Source organism: Amycolatopsis sp. DG1A-15b (genome assembly GCF_030285645.1).
Taxonomy (GTDB): domain Bacteria; phylum Actinomycetota; class Actinomycetes; order Mycobacteriales; family Pseudonocardiaceae; genus Amycolatopsis.
Map to the genome: position 1 here is coordinate 5,252,277 of NZ_CP127296.1, position 14,053 is coordinate 5,266,329.

Here is a 14,053-nt window from a genome sequence, read left to right on the forward strand (position 1 = left end):
AGTCGTTGCTGAATACAAGTAACGACACGGTCCCCGGTTTTAATCCCTAACCGGCGAGGCGGCGCACCACCCCGTCGGCCAGCAGCCGGCCGCGGTCGGTGAGCACCGCGCGGCCCCGCGAGTCCAATGCGGACGGATCGAGCAGCCCCTCGGCCGCGGCCGCCCGCGCCTCGGCCAGCCCCGGCTCGTCGAGCACGTCGAGCGGCAGCCCTTCGGCGACGCGCAGTTCGAGCATGATCCGCTCGAGGTGCTGGTCGTCGTCGGTGAGCACCTCGCGCCCACCCGCGGGCGAGTCGCCGCCGGCGAGCAGGGCGGCGTAGCGGGCCGGGTGCTTGACGTTCCACCAGCGCACCCCGCCGACGTGGCTGTGCGCCCCCGGACCGGCGCCCCACCAGTCGTCACCCCGCCAGTAGCCGAGGTTGTGGCGGCAGCGGGCCGCGTCGGAGGCCGCCCAGTTCGACACCTCGTACCAGCGCAGGCCCGCCGACGACAGCGTGGCGTCGATCATCTCGTAGTCCGCCGCCAGCACGTCGTCGTCCGGCGCGGGCAGCTCGCCGCGGCGGACGCGGCGGGCCAGCGCCGTGCCCTCCTCGACGATCAGCGCGTACGCCGAGACGTGGTCGACGCCGGCGGCCAGCACGGCGTCGAGCGTCGCGCGCAGGTCGTCGGCGCGCTCCCCCGGCGTGCCGTAGATCACGTCGAGGTTCACGTGCTCGAACCCGGCCGCGCGCGCTTCGGCGGCGGCCTTGCCCGGACGCCCCGGGGTGTGCACGCGGTCGAGGATCTTCAGCACGTGCGACGCGGCCGACTGCATGCCCAGCGAGATCCGCGTGTAGCCCGCTTCGCGGATCCCGGCGAAGAACTCCGGTGACGTCGATTCCGGGTTCGACTCCGTCGTCACCTCGGCCCCGGGCGCCAGGCCGAAGACGTCCCGGACGGCGTCGAGCACCGAACGCAGGCCGTCCGCGCCGAGCAGCGACGGCGTGCCGCCGCCGACGAACACGGTGTCCGCGGCGGGCGGCACGACGAGCACGCGCGCGGCGAGCTCCAGCTCGCGGCGCAGCCCTTCGAGCCAGGACTGCGGCGACACCCCGGAGTCGAGCTCACCCGCGGTGTAGGTGTTGAAGTCGCAGTACCCGCAGCGCGTGGCGCAGAACGGGACGTGCACGTACACCCCGAAGGCTCTGCTGCCGAGCCCCTTCAGCGCGCTTTCCGGCAACGCCGGATCGATCGGTGTGGCGGGGTCGGGACGCAGCTGAGGCACCCCCGGATTGTCCACCCCGCCACGCTCGGTCGCGCCGGGAGGCCGATCGGGTTAACACCCGTTACGACGCCGGAAGGTTGGCCGCCGCCCAGTCCGGGTCGACCGGGATCAGCTCGATGACGTCGAGCAGCACGTCGTTCGGGTCGGCGACGTAGAAGTGCCGCTGCCCGTAGACCTCGTCCACCACCGGCGTCACCAGCTCGACACCCGCCTCCTGCAGCCGCTTCGCCTCGGCGTGCGCGTCTTCGACGACGAGCCCGAACATCAGCCCGGCCGTCTCCTGCGTGCGGTAGCCCGGCGGCACGGTCTCGTGCCCGCGCTGCACGAAGCTGATCTCGTACCCCGGGGCGCCGGCGTTGACGCTGGCGAACCAGTCGAGCTCGACGGTGACCGGCAGGCCGACGACGTCCGCGTAGAAGCGGGTGGTCGCCGCGATGTCGTCGACCAGGTAGCCCGCACCGAAACCCTTGACCTGCATCCCCAGTTCCTCTCTTCAAAACACTTTACTTGAAGTACTCTACATGTAGTGGTTCAGTCCGCGCAAGTGGGTACGCTCTGGACGGTTGACACGATTTCCGCAGGTAAGTGACCCTTCTCCCACCATGCGGGCAGGCCTGGACCACATTGTGGACGCGTGGCACGCTGACGCCGTGACTCATGCCGGTGTTCTGCTCGTGGCCCGCCGCCACGTCGACCTCCTGCGGGTCGCCAGCGCCCTCTGCGTACCCGTTCGCTGACTCCCGAGCGCCACCACCTGCCACGAACCTGGACAGCCGGTGCCGGAGGAAACCCGCGAGCCGGCGGGCCTCCGCCGCCACGAACCGCCTTTCGGAGGACGCCGCCATGGCCACGCCCCAAACCCCAGCCCGCCCCGCGCGCGCCAAGCAGAAGCGCGGCGAAGGGCAGTGGGCGCTCGGTTACCGGGAGCCGCTGAACCCGAACGAGCGGTCCAAGAAGGACGACCACCCGCTCAACGTGCGGGCGCGCATCGAAAACATCTACGCCCACCGCGGGTTCGACGCGATCGACCCGGGTGACCTGCGCGGCCGGTTCCGCTGGTTCGGCCTCTACACCCAGCGCAAGCCGGGGATCGACGGCGGCCGCACCGCGGCGCTGGAGCCCGAAGAGCTCGACGACCGCTACTTCATGCTGCGGGTCCGGATCGACGGCGGCGCGCTGACGACCGGGCAGCTCACCGTGCTCGGCGAGATCTCGCAGGCGTACGCGCGCGACACCGCCGACATCACCGACCGGCAGAACATCCAGTACCACTGGATCCGGATCGAGGACGTCCCGGCGATCTGGGCCAAGCTCGAGAACGCCGGCATGACCACGATGGAGGCGTGCGGCGACAGCCCGCGCGTCATGCTCGGCTCGCCGGTCGCCGGCATCTCGGCGGACGAGGTGATCGACGGCACGCCCGCGCTGGACGAGATCAAGCGCCGCTACATCGGCAAGCCGGAGTTCGCCAACCTGCCCCGCAAGTTCAAGACCGCGATCTCCGGCCAGCCCGACGTCGCCCACGAGATCCACGACGTGGCCTTCGTCGGCGTGGACCACCCCGAACACGGGCCCGGCTTCGACGTCTGGGTCGGCGGCGGCCTGTCGACCAACCCGATGCTCGGGCAGCGCCTCGGCGCCTGGGTGCCCCTGGACGAGGTCCCGGACGTCTGGGAAGGCGTCATTTCGATCTTCCGCGACTACGGCTACCGCCGGCTGCGTTCGCGGGCCCGGCTCAAGTTCCTGGTCAAGGACTGGGGCGCGGAGAAGTTCCGGCAGGTGCTGCAGGACGAGTACCTGAAGCGCGAGCTGCTCGACGGCCCGCCGCCGGTGGACCCGGCCGTCCCGATCGACCACGTCGGCGTGCACCCGCAGGTCGACGGCAAGTTCTACGTCGGCGCCGCGCCGATCGCCGGCCGCTCCAGCGGCGGCACGCTCGTCGCCGTCGCCAAGGCCGCCGAGCGGGCCGGCTCCGGCCGCGTACGGCTCACCCCGCAGCAGAAGGTCGTCGTGCTCGACGTCCCCGAGGCCCAGGTCGCCACCCTCGCCGCCGAGCTGGCCGAGCTGGGACTGGAGACGAAGCCGTCGCCGTGGCGGCGCGGGGTGATGGCCTGCACCGGGCTGGAGTTCTGCAAGCTCGCCATCGTCGAGACGAAAGCCCGCGCGCAGCAGCTCGTCTCGGACCTCGAGAAGTCCCTCGCCGACATCCAGGACGGCCTCGAAACGCCGGTGACCGTGCACCTCAACGGCTGTCCCAACTCCTGCGCGCGGATCCAGACCGCGGACATCGGCCTCAAGGGCCAGATCGTCACCGACGCCGACGGCAACCAGGTCGAAGGCTTCCAGGTGCACCTCGGCGGCGGGCTCGGCCTCGACGCCGGGTTCGGCCGCAAGCTGCGCGGGCACAAGGTGACTTCGGGCGAGCTGACCGGGTACGTCGAGCGGGTCGTGCGCAACTACGTCGCCGGGCGCGAACCGGGCGAACGGTTCCCGCAGTGGGCGGCGCGCGCCGAGGAAAGCGCCCTGCAGTGACCTCCACCGAGCGTGCGGCTCCGTTCTACTGCCCCTACTGCGGCGACGAGGACTTGCGGCCGGAAGAGAACGGCGGCTGGCTGTGTTCCGCTTGTCGCCGGGTTTTCTCGGTCAAGTTCCTCGGCCTGTCCCTCCCGGAGGTGTCCCGATGACCGCCACTGCCGACTACAAGACCCTCGCCGAGCGCGCGTCGAAGGAACTCGCCGACGCCACGGCGGAAGAAGCGCTGCGCTGGACCGCCGACACGTTCGGCGACGACTTCATCGTCGCGTCCAACATGCAGGACGCCGTGCTGATCGACCTGGCCACCAAGGTCAAGCCCGAAGTGGACGTCCTGTTCCTCGAGACCGGCTACCACTTCCCGGAAACGATCGGCACCCGCGACGCGGTCGAAGCGGTCTACCCGGGCGTGAAGATCGTCAACGCCCAGGCCGAGCAGAGCGTCGCCGAGCAGGACGCCGAACACGGCGCGAAGCTGCACGACCGCGACCCGACGCTGTGCTGCAACCTGCGCAAGGTCGTGCCGCTGCGCAAGACCTTGGCGAACTACTCGGCGTGGGTCACCGGCGTCCGCCGCGTGGACGCGCCGACCCGCGCGAACACCCCGATCGTCACCTGGGACGACCGCAACGGCCTGGTGAAGGTCAACCCGATCGCGCCGTGGACCGACGACGAGTTCAAGGCCTACATCGCCGAGCACGGGATCCTGGAGAACCCGCTGGTCTCGATCGGTTACCTCTCGATCGGCTGCGCGCCCTGCACGGCTCGCGTGGAGCCGGGCCAGGACCCGCGCAGCGGCCGGTGGGCCGGGCAGAGCAAGACCGAGTGCGGACTGCACGGCTGAGGAAGGGACGCATGACGACCTTGGAGCCCGCGACCGATGCGGCACAGGACAACTTGGCGGCTTTGGAATCCGAGGCCATCCACATCTTCCGCGAGGTGGCGGGCGAGTTCGACCGGCCGGTGATCCTCTTCTCCGGCGGCAAGGACTCGACGCTGCTGCTGCACCTGGCGATCAAGGCGTTCTGGCCGGCGCCGGTGCCGTTCCCGCTGCTGCACGTGGACACCGGGCACAACTTCGACGAGGTCATCGAGTTCCGCGACCGCGTCGTCGAGCAGCACGGGCTGCGCCTGGTCGTCGCGAAGGTGCAGGACTGGATCGACGACGGGCGCCTCGAAGAGCGCGCCGACGGGATGCGCAACCCGCTGCAGACCACGCCGCTGCTCGACACGATCGCCGAGAACAAGTTCGACGCCGTCTTCGGCGGCGGCCGCCGCGACGAGGAGCGGGCCCGGGCCAAGGAGCGGATCTTCAGCCTCCGCAACTCCTTCGGCCAGTGGGAACCGCGGCGGCAGCGGCCCGAGCTGTGGAACCTCTACAACGGCAGGCACCGCCCGGGCGAGCAGGTCCGCGTCTTCCCGCTGTCCAACTGGACCGAGGCCGACGTCTGGAACTACATCGCCCGCGAGAAGGTCGAACTGCCGTCGATCTACTACGCGCACCAGCGCGAGGTGTACCTGCGCGACGGGATGCTGCTGGCCGAGGGTCCGTGGGGCGGTCCGCGGCCGGGCGAAGAGGTCCGGGAGCTGACCGTCCGCTACCGGACCGTCGGCGACGGCTCGTGCACCGGCGCGATCGAATCCACCGCGGCCACCGTCGAAGAGGTCATCGCCGAGGTGTCGGCCTCGCGGCTGACCGAGCGCGGCGCGACCAGGGCCGACGACCGGATGTCCGAGGCGGCCATGGAAGACCGCAAGCGTGAGGGGTACTTCTGATGAGTTCGCTGCTGCGCCTGGCCACCGCCGGGAGCGTCGACGACGGCAAGTCGACCCTGGTCGGCCGGCTGCTGTACGACACGAAGTCGGTGCTCGCCGACCAGCTCGACGCGGTCACCCGCGCGTCCGTCGACAAGGGACTGTCCACACCGGACCTCTCGCTGCTGGTGGACGGCCTGCGCTCGGAGCGTGAGCAGGGCATCACCATCGACGTCGCCTACCGCTACTTCGCGACGCCCAAGCGGTCGTTCGTGCTGGCCGACACGCCGGGGCACGTGCAGTACACGCGCAACACGGTGACCGGCGCGTCCACCGCGCAGCTGGCCGTGCTGCTCGTCGACGCGCGCAAGGGCGTGATCGAGCAGACCCGGCGGCACGCGGCCGTGCTGGCCCTGCTCGGCGTGCCGCAGCTGGTGCTGGCGGTGAACAAGATCGACCTGGTCGGCTACGACGAAGCGACGTTCACGGTGATCGCCGAGGAGTTCGCCGCGCACGCCCTGTCGCTGGGCTACCCGCGGGGGTCCGTGCTGGCGATCCCGGTGTCGGCGCTGGAGGGCGACAACGTCGCGACCCGCTCGGACCGGACGCCGTGGTACTCCGGCCCCAGCCTGCTGGAGCACTTGGAGGAGGTGCCGGTCGCGCCCGATCCGCATGACCAGGCCCTGCGGTTCCCGGTGCAGTACGTGATCCGGCCGCGCACGCCGGAGTACCCGGACTACCGCGGCTACGCGGGCCAGATCGCCGCGGGCACGGTCCGCCCCGGTGACGAGATCGTCGTGCTGCCGCAGGGCATCCGCAGCCGCGTCGAGCGCATCGACACCGCGGACGGCCCGCTCGAGGAAGCCGGCGCGGGGACGTCGGTGACGCTGCTGCTCACCGACGACATCGACATCTCCCGCGGCGACCTGATCGCCGCCGCGGACGCGCCGCCGCGCGTCACCGACGAGATCGCCGGCACGCTGTGCTGGCTGTCGTCCAAGCCACTCAAGCCGGGCGCGCGCGTGCTCGTCAAGCACGGCACGCGCACAGTGCAGGCGCTGGTGGACGAGTTGCACGCCCGGTTCGACGAGCAGACACTGTCCAGTGTGGACTCTCCGCCCTCGTTGGAGCTCAACGACATCGGCCGCGTCTCCCTGCGACTGGCCGAGGAGCTGGGCGTCGACGACTACGGCGTCAGCCCGCGCACCGGCGCGTTCCTGGTGATCGACCCGAAGGACGGCGACACGCTGGCCGCGGGGCTGGTGGGTGAGCGCTTCTCGTGACGCCACCCCTGGTCGCCGTCGCGCACGGCAGCCGTGATCCCCGTTCGGCGGCGACCGTGCGGGCGCTCGTCGACGTCGTGCGCGCCCAGGCACCGGGCCTTTCGGTGCACGAGTCCTTTCTGGACCTGTCGGCGCCGCTCGTCACGGACGTGCTGCGGTCGTTGTACGCCGACGGCCACCGGACGGCGGTCGTGGTCCCGCTGCTGCTGGGCAGCGCGTTCCACGCCCGCGTCGACCTGCCGGCGCTGATCGACTCGGTGAGGGCGTCCTGCCCGGGCTTCGTCGTGCGGACGTCCGACGTGCTCGGCGCCGACCCCGCGTTGGAGGCGGTCGCCCTGGACCGGCTGGCGTCCGCGCCCCACCGCCGCGACACGGGTGTGATCGTCAGCGCGGTCGGCTCGTCGAACGCTTCCGCGAACGCCGTCGTCGCCTCGCTCGCTTCCCGCTGGGAAGAGCGGCTGGGGGTCCCGGTGAGCGAGGCGTTCGCGTCCGCCACCCAGCCGGACATCCCCGCGGCGGCGGCTTCGTTGCGTTCGCGGGGCACGCGGCACCTGGTCGTCGCGTCGTGGTTCCTGGCGCCAGGCCTGCTCCCGGACCGGATCGCCGCGCTGGCCCGCGAGGCGGATCCGAAGGCGTTCATCGCGGAGCCGCTGGCCGACGACCCGCGCGTCGCCGACGTGGTGGTCAGCCGGTACGCGTCCGCGGTCAGCGAACTGCTCCGCCAGTACGCGTAGCTCGCGGCGCTAGGCGTCGAAGATCGCGTACATGTCGGCCACGGGCAGCGCGGGTGACGAGGCTGCCGCGGAGACGACGCCCGGGTCCTCATCGGCCAGCAGCCGCCGGACCGTGGGGAAGGGCACGTTCGGGTGGCGGGCGGCTGCTTCTCGCGTGCCGGCCACGGGATCCGTGGCGATCTCGGCGACGAGCGGCGCCGGAAGATCGGGGCAGGAGCAAGCAATGGCGCGCAGGCCCGAGTCGCCGCTGTGCGCGAACCGGAGGAAGGCGTCCCGGGGAAAACAGGGATGCTCGGTCAGCAACCGCCCGAACGCCCGGCTCTCGCCGTGCGAGAGAAACAGCTCTTCGAGTGCGGCGCCGGACACGGAATCGTGGTCAGCCGCGGTGACGCGGCGGACCATCGTCGACTCGTCGGTCATCAGGCGGTCGAGCGCCCACTGTGGAAGCTCCCGGCTGCCCGCCACGACCGTCCGGAAGAATTCGTACGGGGAGTCGAGGTACTCCAGGCGCCCGGCGAGCGGCATCTCGCGCAGCCACTGCACCTCCCTGACGTTCCGCGACAGGTTGGACAGGAAGTAGTCCACCGTCCACTCGCGGATGGGGTGCAGTGCGGGCACTTTGGCGAGCAGAGCGGCCCGGACGTCGTCCGGGGTGACCTGGTTCAGCAGCAGACCGACCATGAACATCTCGTTCTCGGCCGCGGCGAGCGATCGAACCGTCCCGGACGGCAGAGCTGGGTGGTTGGCCAAGCGGAGGTTCTCCTCCGCGTCATCCGACTCGGAGAACCGGGTGATCAGCTCTGGCGTGAGGTCGGCGTGCCTCAGCGCGTCCGCGCTCGTCACCGGGTCGGCGAGGAGCGCGTCGAGCAGATCGGGTGGCGGCGGGACGGCAGACCAGTGCAGTGCGGCGTAACGGATGTCGCCGTCTTCGTCGGTCAGCCACGCGCGCAACACCTCCGGCGGCGGGTTGTGCCAGCGCTCGGCCAGCGTCTTGCGCACCTCGGACGCCGGGTCGGCGGCGAGCCGGATGAGCACGCCCTCATCGATGATCCGGTCGGCCGTGGACGCGTGCACCTCGGCCGAAGGATGTTCGGACAGCCGAAGCAGGATGCCCTGTGGCGTCGACTCGTTGCCCCCCAGCCACCGGGCGCCGTCGGCACCCAGTTTGAGTACCGCGTCCACGAAGCGCTCACTAACCCGCGGCCTCGTCCGGACCACGGCGTAGACCAGTCCGGGATCCTGGATCAGCCGGATCGCGAGGTCGTCGGGAGTAGCGGGATTCGAGGCCAGGCCGCGCACAGCAGCCTGGCGGCGAGTCGCGACCATGTCCGGAGCTTATCGACCACCCTGCGTACCCGGGACGGCAGCGCCACCGCCAAAAGGTGAGTCGCATTCACATTTCCGTGACCCTGCGCGCATGGGAACGGTGAATCCTTGACGCGCTACTTAACTTGCCGGTAACTATCTGAACGGCTGCGCAGCTTTCTTCCTTCCCCTCGTGAGACCGCAGGCAGGTGGATACAGATGAAAGCTCTTCACTTCTCCCGGCTCGCCGCGCTGACCGCGGCCGCGGTGCTGCCGATCGCCCTCGCCGCTCCGGCGTCGGCGGCCACCAGCGTCACCTTCGACTGCCAGGCCGACGCCCCCATCGTCGGGCCGCAGAAGGTGGCGCTGAACCAGGACGCGGACGTCACCGCGCCCGCCACGGTCGCGCCCGGTGGTGCGTTCGACGTCGTCATCGATCCCGCGCCGAACACCGTGCCGGGCGAGGTGAGCGGGAACAAGGTCAAGAACATCAACACCTTCGCGCTCAAGATCCCGATCCCGGCCAACTCGTCGTACGTCGGCGCGGACCTGACGGGCGGCTCCGGCCTCGGCTCGACCCCGCCGGCCATCTCCGTCGCGAACGGCGTCGCCACGCTGAGCTTCCCCGGCCCGATCGCCGGGGGTGCCACGTTCGAACTGCCCACCGTCACCGCGCACCTGACCGCGGGCCAGTCGGGCACCATCCAGACGAAGCTGGGCGGGACCAGCTACCGCGACCCGGGCCTGACGTTCAAGGCGGTGGCGAGCACGATCATCGGCGACCTCACCGCACCGACGGCCTGCTTCCCCGACCCGAGCCCGGTCTTCACCACGACGACCATCGGCTGAGCGCCGGGCCACCCCGCGGCTTCCCGCCCGCGGGGTGGCCCGCGTAACACCGGCCGCGCGCGGCGGATGTGCAAGGGTGTCGGGCATGGCTGACGAACTGGTGCACTACGACGTGGTGGGCGGCACCGCCACGATCACCCTGGACTCCCCGCACAACCGCAACGCGCTGTCGGCTCAGCTGCGCCGCAAGCTCTCGGGCGCGCTGGCCGCGGCGGCCGCGGACGACGCCGTGCGGGTGATCGTGCTGACCCACACCGGGCCGGTCTTCTGCGCGGGGATGGACCTCAAGGAGGCCCGCGGCGCCGGCGTGGGCGACCAGGGCGTGAACGAGTTCCCGAAGATCCTCGACCAGCTGTGGACCAGCCCGAAGCCGGTGGTCGCCCGCCTGGCCGGCCCCGCCCGCGCCGGCGGCATCGGCATGGTGGCGGCGTGCGACATCGCCGTGGCGGTACCGGAAGCGACGTTCGCCTTCTCCGAGGTCCGCATCGGCGTGGTCCCGGCGATCATCTCCCTGACGGTCCTGCCGCGCCTCAACCCCCGAGCGGCCCACGAGCTGTTCCTGACCGGCGACACGTTCGACGCGCGCCGCGCGGTCGAGATCGGCCTCCTGAACTCGGCGGTCCCGGCGGACGAACTGGACGCCGAGGTCGCGCGGTACGTCAAGGCACTGGCGGCGGGCGGCCCGAAGGCGCTGGCCGAGACGAAGGCGCTGCTGAGCCGTCCCCGCCCGGCCACCCCCTCGGACGGCTTCGACGAGATGCTCGGGCTGTCGGCGAAGTTCTTCGCCGGTGAGGAAGGCCAGGAGGGCATCCTGGCCTTCGCCCAGAAACGCAAGCCGAACTGGGTCCCGCAGGACTAAGCCGGGACGCGGGCCTGCTTGCGCGGAACCAGCGCGAGCAGGCCCGTCACCCCACCGGCCAGCGCGGCGACGACGTACACCGGCGTCAAACCTCCGGCCTGGTAAGCGATCCCGAGCACGGCGACCCCGAGTGTCTGCCCGAACTGCCGGGTCGTCGTCATGATCCCCGCCGCCATCCCCGCTCGCCCCGGCGGTGCCGCCGCCGCGATCGCGGATCCCATGGCGGGCCCCGAAATCCCGACACCGATCCCGGTCACCGCGAGCCCCAGCGCGATGCCGGTCACCGACTGCTGTCCCAGCTGCAGCCCGCAACCGAAGGCCCCCAGCAGCACACCCGCGCCCAGCAGCACCCGCGGCGGGAACCGGTGCAGGACCTTCCCGAGCAGGGTCGAAGTCAGGAACGACGCCACCGCCAGCGGCGCCAGCGCGAGCCCGGCCTCGATCGGACCCGGTGCCGGCCCCGCCTGCAGCCACAGCGAAACGTAGACCAGCGCGGCGAAAGTCAGCGTCGAAGCCGCCGCACACGCGATCAACGTCGTGAACCCGCCGTCGCGGAACAACCCCAGTTCCAGCATCGGGTCCGCCCGGCGCCGTTCCACCACGACGAACCCGGTGAACGCGACCACCGAGATCGCCAACGCCCCCACGGTGACCGGCGAGGTCCAGCGTCCGGAACCACCCAGGGTCAGCCCGTGCACCAGGCTCGCGGCGAAGATCGCGAACCACACCGCACCCGCCAGGTCGAACCGGCTGCGGCGAGCCGGAGCGTCCGGCGGCAGCGCCCGCATCGCGAACAGCCCGGTCAGCAACGCGAGCGGAACGTTGACGAAGAACACCGCTCCCCAGCCGAAGTACTCGGTCAGCACGCCGCCGGCGAGCGGGCCCACCGCCGCGCCGAGCCCGCTGACCGCGAAGAAGACGCTGATCGCGGTGCCCCGTTCACGTCCTTCGTACGTTTTCGTCAGGAGGGCGAACCCGGTCACGGCCAACGCCGAACCACCGACGGCCTGCACCCCGCGGGCCGCGATCAGCGTCCCGATGTCCGGTGCCAGGGCGCAGGCCAGGGACGCCGTGCCGAACACGGCCAGCCCGGCGAGAAACGTCCGCCGCAGGCCGAAGCGGTCGGCGAGCGAACCCGTCGCCAGCATGAGCACCGCCAGAACGAGCGTGTAGACGTCCGGTACCCACTGCAGCTGCCCGACCGACGCCGACAGATCGGCGCCGATCCGGGGCAGCGCCACCGTCACGACGGTCGTGTCCAGCAGGAACAGGAACGACCCCGCACAGACGACGGTCAACGGCCACCACTTGCGCATCGAAACTCCCTTCGTGTGTGCCCCGAAGAGTGCGTGAGAAGCGCCGATCACCACCAGAAAAGTCGATTAGTCTGCCGGATACCGTCATCGAATACGCTGGAGACATGGAAACCGTCACGCTCGACGACGTCGACCGGGGCCTGCTCCACGCCCTGCAGATCGATGGCCGCGTGCCGATGCGCGCGCTCGGCCCGGTGCTCGGCGTCTCGGAGAACACCGTCGCCCGGCGCTACCAGCGGCTCCGGACCGCCGGCGTCCTCAAGATCACCGGCGCGGTCAGCGGCGGCGAAGCCGGCTACACGACGTGGACCCTCCGCCTGCGCACGACCCCCGACGCCGGAGCCGCCGTCGCGGCCGCGCTCGCCGACCGGCCCGACGTGTCGTGGGTGCACCTGCTCTCCGGCGGCACCGAGATCTCCTGCACCGTCCACGCCCCGGACACGGCGGGGCGCGACGACCTCCTGCTGCACAAGCTGCCGCGCGCCAACCGGGTGACCGCCGTCTCCGCGCACGAACTGCTGCACACGTTCGCGCTCCCGGACGGCTGGAGCGGACTGCACTGCCTGTCCCCCGGGCAGATCGAGCGCCTGCGCCCGCCGGAGCCCAGCGGCCCCGGTCTCCCGCCGGCTCCCGAGGACCAGCCGCTCCTCGACGCGCTGGCCCACGACGGCCGGGCGAGCTACACCGCGCTGGCCGCGGCCACGGGCTGGTCCGACTCGGCCGTGCGGCGCCGGATGGACCTGCTGCGGCGGCACGGCACGCTGACCTACCACCTCGACGTGTCCCCGGCCCGGCTCGGGTTCCGGTCCGAGACGCGGTTGTGGCTGACCGTCTCCCCCGCGCACCTCGCCGAGGCGGGCGCGGCGCTGGCGAGCCACCCCGAGACGTCGTTCGCCGTCGCCACCACCGGCACGACGAACCTCACGGCCATGGTGAACTGCCGCGACGGCCGCGACCTCTACCGCTACCTCACCGACCGCGTTGCCGGGATCCGCGGCGTGCAGACCCTGGAAAGCGCGCCGGTGATCCGCACGGTCAAACGCGCGGGGACGCCGCTCAGGCGTCCGGCAGCACGACCGTGAGCCGCCACGAACCGGCGCTGCGGCCGCTCGGGCCGAGTGCGCGCTGGGCGTCCGAAAGCACGCTGCGGATGGCCAGGTACGTCTTGGGTTCGGCCTTGCGCAACGCGTCCGAGCCCGGCCAGATCAGCACGTGCTCCCCCGGTGGCAGCCACGACAGGTCGGTCAGGCAGTCGTAGAGCGCGTCGAGGTTGTGCCCGAAGTGGTCCGGAAAGGACAGTGCTTCGGCGAAGGCGGTCAGCGTGCCGGCCTTGTCGACGGTCGGCCGCGAGTTCACCAGGTGCGGGTACGCGCCCCGGGCGAACGCCTCTTCCGCGGCGGCCTTCGCCTGCTCGTCGGCGCTCATCGGGCCGGGTCCACGACCACGAACGACGCGTAGTGGTCGCCGGTGTAGTACAGCTCGTGCGCCTGCCCGGTGATCAGCCGCCGGGCGCCGCGGTCGGCACTGCCCGGGGTCTTCACCGTGTATTCGTGGTAGTAACCGGATTTCTTACCAGGCAAGCGCTTCTCACGGTTCTCGAACACGACGTCGTCGTTGCGCGGGTAGGGGTAGGGGCCGCCGGCCTCGATCAGCTTCCACGTGTCCGACGCCTGCGGCGGCAGCGTGGAAAGCGCCTTCACCGGCAGCCCGGAGTCCGCGCCCGGCACAGCGGCGCCGCCCTTGGCCGGCGTGCTGCTCTTCGCGGACCCGCTCGCCGACGTACTCGGCGCGGGCGACGGCGAGCTGTCGCCGAGGTTGTCCTTGACCAGCCAGCCCCCCAGCACCAGCACGAGGAGCCCGATCAGCGCGGCGGTGATCCGCCTTCGGTTGAACATGGTGCGCGAGCCTATGCCGACCCGTCGGAGTCGTCGTCACGCCCCGGAGCCAGCCGGCGGGCGAAGAGTCCGACGACCTTGTCGAGCACCCAGGCCGCGGCCAGGCACAGCGGCACGACGACCACCATGACCAGCACGAACTGCACCGGGAACCAGGCCTGGGCGAGCCACAGCTCGACCCCGTCCCACCAGTCGGCAAGCCCGTTGAACACGGTGTGAGCCTACGCGCGCTCTGCTGCCGTTGCGCTTCAGGGGCGGTAC

At 71.3% G+C, this 14,053-nt stretch carries 17 protein-coding genes; 10 read left to right on the top strand and 7 right to left on the bottom strand.

Annotated elements, in window-relative coordinates:
* Positions 1-46: 46 nt before the first annotated feature.
* Both hemW and QRY02_RS24010 read right to left on the bottom strand, forming a co-directional pair.
* Positions 47-1,279 (bottom strand): radical SAM family heme chaperone HemW, encoded by a 1,233-nt coding sequence (hemW, locus tag QRY02_RS24005; protein WP_502874121.1) that lies wholly within the window; start codon positions 1,277-1,279, stop codon positions 47-49.
* Positions 1,280-1,325: 46 nt separating this feature from the next.
* Positions 1,326-1,742, bottom strand: coding sequence for a VOC family protein (locus QRY02_RS24010; RefSeq protein WP_285985109.1), 417 nt, complete (start codon positions 1,740-1,742; stop codon positions 1,326-1,328).
* A gap of 124 nt (positions 1,743-1,866) precedes the next feature.
* Between QRY02_RS24010 and QRY02_RS48680 the strand changes: the two genes are divergently transcribed.
* The 7 genes from QRY02_RS48680 to QRY02_RS24040 all read left to right on the top strand — a co-directional run bounded on the left by QRY02_RS48680 (position 1,867) and on the right by QRY02_RS24040 (position 7,568).
* Entirely contained in the window at positions 1,867-2,001 is a 135-nt protein-coding gene (locus QRY02_RS48680; protein WP_353067981.1) for a putative leader peptide, read from the top strand.
* Positions 2,002-2,107: 106 nt separating this feature from the next.
* Positions 2,108-3,796, top strand: a complete 1,689-nt coding sequence (locus QRY02_RS24015; RefSeq protein ID WP_285985110.1) for a nitrite/sulfite reductase — start codon at positions 2,108-2,110, stop codon at positions 3,794-3,796.
* Complete coding sequence (locus QRY02_RS24020) at positions 3,793-3,948, top strand: Insertion element protein (protein WP_285985111.1); 156 nt, start codon at positions 3,793-3,795, stop codon at positions 3,946-3,948. Before QRY02_RS24015 ends, QRY02_RS24020 begins: the two co-directional genes overlap by 4 nt.
* Positions 3,945-4,640 (top strand): phosphoadenylyl-sulfate reductase, encoded by a 696-nt coding sequence (locus tag QRY02_RS24025; protein ID WP_285985112.1) that lies wholly within the window; start codon positions 3,945-3,947, stop codon positions 4,638-4,640. The genes QRY02_RS24020 and QRY02_RS24025 overlap by 4 nt, the downstream gene beginning before the upstream one ends.
* 11 nt (positions 4,641-4,651) lie before the next feature.
* On the top strand, positions 4,652-5,572 hold the full coding sequence (gene cysD / locus QRY02_RS24030) for a sulfate adenylyltransferase subunit CysD (RefSeq protein ID WP_285985113.1): 921 nt from the start codon (positions 4,652-4,654) through the stop codon (positions 5,570-5,572).
* Positions 5,572-6,834 (top strand): sulfate adenylyltransferase subunit 1, encoded by a 1,263-nt coding sequence (locus QRY02_RS24035; RefSeq protein WP_285985114.1) that lies wholly within the window; start codon positions 5,572-5,574, stop codon positions 6,832-6,834. Before cysD ends, QRY02_RS24035 begins: the two co-directional genes overlap by 1 nt.
* On the top strand, positions 6,831-7,568 hold the full coding sequence (locus tag QRY02_RS24040) for a sirohydrochlorin chelatase (protein WP_285985115.1): 738 nt from the start codon (positions 6,831-6,833) through the stop codon (positions 7,566-7,568). Before QRY02_RS24035 ends, QRY02_RS24040 begins: the two co-directional genes overlap by 4 nt.
* Before the next feature lie 9 nt (positions 7,569-7,577).
* Here the strand turns inward: QRY02_RS24040 and QRY02_RS24045 are convergent, their stop codons facing one another.
* A complete protein-coding gene (locus QRY02_RS24045; protein WP_285985116.1) occupies positions 7,578-8,894 on the bottom strand; it encodes a hypothetical protein in 1,317 nt (438 codons plus the stop codon).
* A gap of 198 nt (positions 8,895-9,092) precedes the next feature.
* On the opposite strand from QRY02_RS24045, the gene QRY02_RS24050 reads away from it, so the two are divergent.
* Together QRY02_RS24050 and QRY02_RS24055 are read left to right on the top strand one after the other, a co-directional pair.
* Positions 9,093-9,722 carry a cyclase gene (locus QRY02_RS24050; protein WP_285985117.1) on the top strand — a complete coding sequence of 210 codons (630 nt, stop codon included), beginning with the start codon at positions 9,093-9,095 and terminating at the stop codon, positions 9,720-9,722.
* Between the two features lie 85 nt (positions 9,723-9,807).
* Positions 9,808-10,581: an enoyl-CoA hydratase family protein gene (locus QRY02_RS24055; protein WP_285985118.1), complete on the top strand. Its 774-nt coding sequence runs from the start codon at positions 9,808-9,810 to the stop codon at positions 10,579-10,581.
* On the opposite strand, the gene QRY02_RS24060 is transcribed toward QRY02_RS24055, so the two are convergent.
* Entirely contained in the window at positions 10,578-11,897 is a 1,320-nt protein-coding gene (locus QRY02_RS24060; protein WP_285985119.1) for an MFS transporter, read from the bottom strand. The two genes, QRY02_RS24055 and QRY02_RS24060, sit on opposite strands and share 4 nt — an antisense overlap.
* Before the next feature lie 104 nt (positions 11,898-12,001).
* Between QRY02_RS24060 and QRY02_RS24065 the strand changes: the two genes are divergently transcribed.
* Positions 12,002-12,979, top strand: a complete 978-nt coding sequence (locus QRY02_RS24065) for an Lrp/AsnC family transcriptional regulator (RefSeq protein WP_285985120.1) — start codon at positions 12,002-12,004, stop codon at positions 12,977-12,979.
* Here the strand turns inward: QRY02_RS24065 and QRY02_RS24070 are convergent.
* From QRY02_RS24070 to QRY02_RS24080, 3 genes are read right to left on the bottom strand one after another with little or no spacing between them, the layout of a single operon-like run.
* Positions 12,954-13,322: a barstar family protein gene (locus QRY02_RS24070; RefSeq protein ID WP_285985121.1), complete on the bottom strand. Its 369-nt coding sequence runs from the start codon at positions 13,320-13,322 to the stop codon at positions 12,954-12,956. The two genes, QRY02_RS24065 and QRY02_RS24070, sit on opposite strands and share 26 nt — an antisense overlap.
* A complete protein-coding gene (locus QRY02_RS24075) occupies positions 13,319-13,792 on the bottom strand; it encodes a guanyl-specific ribonuclease (protein ID WP_285985122.1) in 474 nt (157 codons plus the stop codon). Before QRY02_RS24075 ends, QRY02_RS24070 begins: the two co-directional genes overlap by 4 nt.
* Before the next feature lie 11 nt (positions 13,793-13,803).
* Positions 13,804-14,004: a hypothetical protein gene (locus QRY02_RS24080; RefSeq protein ID WP_086843106.1), complete on the bottom strand. Its 201-nt coding sequence runs from the start codon at positions 14,002-14,004 to the stop codon at positions 13,804-13,806.
* Between the last annotated feature and the right edge of the window lie 49 nt (positions 14,005-14,053).

What these genes read in the sequence shown, in the direction of transcription:
- QRY02_RS24010 (WP_285985109.1), bottom strand. Translation starts at nt 1,742, where the DNA reads ATGCAGGTCAAGGGTTTCGGTGCGGGCTACCTGGTCGACGACATCGCG.
- QRY02_RS48680 (WP_353067981.1), top strand. Translation starts at nt 1,867, where the DNA reads ATGCGGGCAGGCCTGGACCACATTGTGGACGCGTGGCACGCTGACGCC.
- QRY02_RS24015 (WP_285985110.1), top strand. Translation starts at nt 2,108, where the DNA reads ATGGCCACGCCCCAAACCCCAGCCCGCCCCGCGCGCGCCAAGCAGAAG.
- QRY02_RS24025 (WP_285985112.1), top strand. Translation starts at nt 3,945, where the DNA reads ATGACCGCCACTGCCGACTACAAGACCCTCGCCGAGCGCGCGTCGAAG.
- cysD (WP_285985113.1), top strand. Translation starts at nt 4,652, where the DNA reads ATGACGACCTTGGAGCCCGCGACCGATGCGGCACAGGACAACTTGGCG.
- QRY02_RS24035 (WP_285985114.1), top strand. Translation starts at nt 5,572, where the DNA reads ATGAGTTCGCTGCTGCGCCTGGCCACCGCCGGGAGCGTCGACGACGGC.
- QRY02_RS24045 (WP_285985116.1), bottom strand. Translation starts at nt 8,894, where the DNA reads ATGGTCGCGACTCGCCGCCAGGCTGCTGTGCGCGGCCTGGCCTCGAAT.
- QRY02_RS24050 (WP_285985117.1), top strand. Translation starts at nt 9,093, where the DNA reads ATGAAAGCTCTTCACTTCTCCCGGCTCGCCGCGCTGACCGCGGCCGCG.
- QRY02_RS24055 (WP_285985118.1), top strand. Translation starts at nt 9,808, where the DNA reads ATGGCTGACGAACTGGTGCACTACGACGTGGTGGGCGGCACCGCCACG.
- QRY02_RS24060 (WP_285985119.1), bottom strand. Translation starts at nt 11,897, where the DNA reads ATGCGCAAGTGGTGGCCGTTGACCGTCGTCTGTGCGGGGTCGTTCCTG.
- QRY02_RS24065 (WP_285985120.1), top strand. Translation starts at nt 12,002, where the DNA reads ATGGAAACCGTCACGCTCGACGACGTCGACCGGGGCCTGCTCCACGCC.
- QRY02_RS24070 (WP_285985121.1), bottom strand. Translation starts at nt 13,322, where the DNA reads ATGAGCGCCGACGAGCAGGCGAAGGCCGCCGCGGAAGAGGCGTTCGCC.
- QRY02_RS24075 (WP_285985122.1), bottom strand. Translation starts at nt 13,792, where the DNA reads ATGTTCAACCGAAGGCGGATCACCGCCGCGCTGATCGGGCTCCTCGTG.